The organism is Mesorhizobium sp. M2A.F.Ca.ET.037.01.1.1 (assembly GCF_003998075.1).
GTDB lineage: Bacteria > Pseudomonadota > Alphaproteobacteria > Rhizobiales > Rhizobiaceae > Mesorhizobium.
In genome coordinates, this window is the sequence record NZ_RZSA01000561.1 from 1 (window position 1) to 4,440 (window position 4,440).

Below are 4,440 nucleotides of genomic sequence, written 5' to 3' on the forward strand. Positions count from 1 at the left end.
ATCATGGCGTCCGGTGTGACCGGCTGCACCAGCATTTCCTACTACGCGCAGTCGCTGGAGGGCCATGTCGAGATCATGGCCGCGCGGAAAAATGTTGGAAAACTGATCCGCGATCCCTCTACGCCCAAGGCGCTGCGCGCCAAGCTGACATCGGCCACCGCCATCCGCCGCTTTGCCACGGAAGAACTGGCGCTGCCCGACAACAGCAGCTACCGCAGCTATGTCGATGTCGGCCGCAACGATGTGACCTTGGCGGTCTTTGCCGCGCCGCAATTCTCGCTCGCGCCGGTAACATGGTGCTTTCCGGTGTTCGGCTGCGTTCCCTACAAGGGCTACTTTTCGCGCAAGGACGCGCTCGAAAATGCCGCCGCGCTGCAGCGGCGGGGGCTGGACGTCTATGTGACGGGTATCACGGCCTATTCCACGCTGGGCTGGTTCAGCGACCCGCTGCTCAGCACCATGCTGCGCCAGAACGACACCTATCTCGCCAGCCTTGTCTTCCATGAGCTGGCGCACCAGAAAGTCTATGTGAACGGCGACTCCGCGTTCAACGAGGCCTTCGCGGTTTCCGTCGAAACCACCGGCACGAGGAAATGGCTGCGCGCCACCGGCAATCGCGCCGGATTGCGCAGCTACGAAGCCGATCGCAAGCGCAAGGCGGATTTCCTCGGATTGATCTCGAAGACCCGGGACGAGCTGAAACAGGTCTATGGAAGTCCCCGCGGCCCGGAGCAGATGGCGGCCGCCAAGGCAGCCGCGATCGACAGGCTGCGGATGCGCTACCGGCAGATGCGCGACAAGCGCTGGGCTGGATACCGCGGATATGACGCCTGGTTCGACAGCCCGATCAACAACGCGAAGTTCGCCGCCACTGCCGTCTACGGCGAACAGGTCCCGGCCTTCCTTCGCCTGTTCGACTTGTGCTCCGGCAACTATCCGAGATTCTACGCCTCTGTTCGACGTATAGGCGCCTTGCCCGCGCCCTCTCGTGCCGAAGCGCTCAAGGCCGCGACGACGTGTGATTGAGCTGAGCCGGCGTTAATTCTCCGCCAGCGCCGTCACCTCACGCCGGAAGGGCAAGGCATCGCCGATATCGGCCTCGTCCAGTTCCCGGGCGAAGCGGTGGCCGGCATAGGTAGCCCAGGCGATCGGCCCCGGCGCCTCGGCATCGCCGATGACCTTGATCGAACGTATGCCGTTGTCGGCCCATTCGTTTTCCCGGGCTTTCAGTTCGCGCCAGACGGTGTCGTCCTGATTGCGCGACGTGACCAGAACGACGGCATCGGCCGCCAGCTCCTGCCGCGCTCCGGTATAGACGCAGGCCGTGATGACGCCGCCCGACACGATGCTCGTGACGGTCCGGTTGAGGACGATATCGACACCCAGCTCCGCCAGGCGGCGGTGGATGGCGCCCTGCTCCAGCGTGTTGCGGGTCCAGTCCGACACATAGGCCGATGGCGTCACCAGGGTCACCTTGGCGCCCCGCCGCGCCATCAGTTCGGCAAGAACTCCGCCCATATAATAGTGGTCGTCGTCGAACAGCACGACATTGCCGGCCGGCACCTTGCCGTCCATCAGATCGTCCGGCGTGTAGACCGGCATGGCGGCGTCGATCGGCATCGGCACGACATGCGCGCGTGCCACGCCGTCGCGCCGCCAGGTCGACCCGGTGGCGATGGCGACATTCTGGAAGCCGAAGGACAGGAGGTCGTCCGCCGACAGCCGGCTCTGAAAATAGATGTCGACATTGGGCATCTGGCTGATCTGGTATTGGCGATAGTCGCGCACCCTGCCCCAGGCGGACAGGCCCGGCAGCAGGCACTCGCGCGCCACGCGCCCGCCGAGTTCGGTGCCCGCTTCCGCCAAGGCCACCTGATAGCCGCGCAGGCCGAGCGCGCGGGCGGCCTCCAGCCCGGCGGGCCCAGCGCCGACGATCAGCACGCTGTCGCTGTCACCCTTGGCCTGCATGCGCTCCGGATGCCAGCCCTTGCGCCATTCCTCCATGAAGGTCGGATTCTGCGTGCAGCGCGAGATGGACATGGTCATGTCTCCGGTGATGCAGATGTTGCAGCCGATGCATTCGCGTATGTCCTCGATGCGGCCCTCCTCGACCTTCTTCGGCAGGAAGGGATCGGCGATCGACGGGCGGGCGCAGCCGATGAAGTCGAGCGTGCCGGACTTGATCATCCTCACCATCACATCCGGCGAGGTGAAGCGGCCGACGCCGACGACCGGCTTCGAGGTCAGTTTCTTGATGCCGGAGACGAGGCTCTCCTGCGCTGCCTCTTCCTTGAAGCGCGAGGGTCCCGAGCAATCCTCCCAGGCGCCGTGGGCGAGGTCCCAGAGATCAGGCAGCTCGGCATGCATCTCGATCATGTCGCGGACTTCGGAATTGGCGAAGCCAAGCTCGCCGATCATCTCGTCCAGCGACAGCCTGAGCGTCAGGCCGCAGGTATCGCCGATCGCGTCCCGCCCTTCCTCGATCAGCTCGCGCATCAGCCGCGAACGGTTCTCCAGCGAGCCGCCATATTCGTCGCTGCGCTGGTTGGTGGCGGTGGACAGGAAATGCTGGATGATGCCGAAACCATGCGCGCCGTAGAGGCACACAAGGTCGAAACCCGCCTGCCTGGCGCGCTTGAAAGCGTTGCGGTGCCAGCGGCGCAGGTCGCGTATATCCTGCTTGTCCATGGCGCGCGCCTGCACCGGATCGTTGGTGAAGGTGCGGATCGGCAAAGCCGACGGCCCGCGCGGAACCTCCTTGGTGTAGAGGTTGGGGCCATTGATGCCGGAATAGGCGAGCTGGATGCCGGCCAGCGCGCCATATTCGTGCATGGCTTTCGCCATCTTGGCCAAAGCCGGAATGTCGGCGTCGTCCCACAGGCGGAGCTCGATGAAGGGCGTGATCTCCGAGGTGTGGTGCATCTCCGTCTGTTCGGTGAAGATGACGCCCCATCCGCCTTCGGACTTCATGCGGCGCATCTCGGCCGCGGCCGACGGATCGCGATAGCCGCCGCCATTGCAGTGCGGAACCTGGTAGAAGCGGTTCTTGGCGGTCACCGGACCGATCTTCATCGGCTCGAACAGAATGTCGTAGCGTGGGTCGCGCATGGTACTTCCCTTCTCGTCGGCTGGCGCTGCCGATGCTCCGGAGACTACTCATAAGTTGGCGCCGGCGCGGGAAAACTACGGAATTCTTCTGCGCGGGTTAGGACATGCCTAATCTCGCGTCGCCGGGATTAGGCTGCAATGAATCGAAGCTGAGCCAAATGCGACTTCAGGGCGGTCATCGCCCGATGTAGACAGCCGGTTGCGGCAACGGGACAAGGCACATGGGCAGCATCGATATCCTCGAACGGCTGATAGCCTTCCCGACAGTGAGCCGCGAGTCGAACCTCGACCTCGTCAGTTATGTGGCTGACTTGCTCGAAACGAGCGGCATAGCCAGCCAGCTCATCCACAGCGCCGACGGCCACAAAGCCAACCTCTTTGCCACCATCGGCCCGTCCGACAGGCCCGGCATCATGCTGTCTGGCCATACCGACGTCGTTCCTGTCGACGGCCAGAACTGGACGCTGCCGCCATTCTCCATGACCGAACGCGACGGCAGGCTCTACGGGCGCGGCGCCGCGGACATGAAGGGCTTCGTCGCCTCAGCGCTCGCGGCCTGCCTCAAGGCAGCGAAGATGCCGCTGCGCACGCCCTTGCATCTGGCGCTCTCCTATGACGAGGAGGTCGGCTGCCTCGGCGTGCGCGACCTGATCGACATGCTGAGCGCCGCACCGCAACGCCCGCTGCTCTGTATTATCGGCGAGCCGACCAACATGCAGGTGGCCACGGGGCACAAGGGCAAGCTCGCGGCGCGCGCCGTCTGCAGGGGACGCGAAGGCCATTCGGCTCTTGCTCCGCTGGCGCTCAACGCCATCCATCTCGGCTGCGATTTCGTGCGCGCCTTGCGCGAGGAACAGGACCGGCTTGCCCGCGACGGCGCGCGCGACGGCGACTACGACATTCCCTACACGACGGTGCATGTCGGCAAGATCAATGCCGGCGTGGCGCTCAACATCGTCCCCAACCTCTGCGTGGTCGATTTTGAGATTCGCAACGTCGCCGCCGACGATGCCACGGGCATCCTCGACAGGCTGCGCAGTGCGGCCGCACGCATTGCCGCGGATGCCGCTTCGATCGCCCCCGAAGCGGCAATCGACATCGAGATCACCAACACCTATCCGGGCCTCGACACGCCGGCAGCTTCGGAAGCGGTCGCGTTCGTAAAATCGCTGACCGGCGCCAACGACACCATGAAGGTCGCCTTCGGCACGGAAGGCGGATTGTTCAGCCGCGATCTCGGCACGCCTTCCGTCGTCTGCGGTCCGGGCTCGATGGCGCAAGGACACAAGCCGGACGAATATGTCAGCGTCGAGCAATTGCGGCGCTGCGACG

3 protein-coding genes are annotated in these 4,440 nt (G+C 64.7%); 2 read left to right on the forward strand and 1 reads right to left on the reverse strand.

The features are described 5' to 3' along the window. On the forward strand, window positions 1-1,026 hold a 1,026-nt coding region (locus EOA27_RS24130; RefSeq protein ID WP_245491149.1), incomplete at its 5' end, for an aminopeptidase. Between the two features lie 12 nt (window positions 1,027-1,038). On the opposite strand, the gene EOA27_RS24135 is transcribed toward EOA27_RS24130, so the two are convergent. Next, a complete protein-coding gene (locus EOA27_RS24135) occupies window positions 1,039-3,108 on the reverse strand; it encodes an FAD-dependent oxidoreductase (protein WP_126081823.1) in 2,070 nt (689 codons plus the stop codon). Window positions 3,109-3,329: 221 nt separating this feature from the next. Here EOA27_RS24135 and argE point away from each other — a divergent pair. Further along, window positions 3,330-4,440 (forward strand): acetylornithine deacetylase (argE, locus tag EOA27_RS24140; protein ID WP_127257426.1); only part of this gene is annotated, 1,111 nt, incomplete at its 3' end.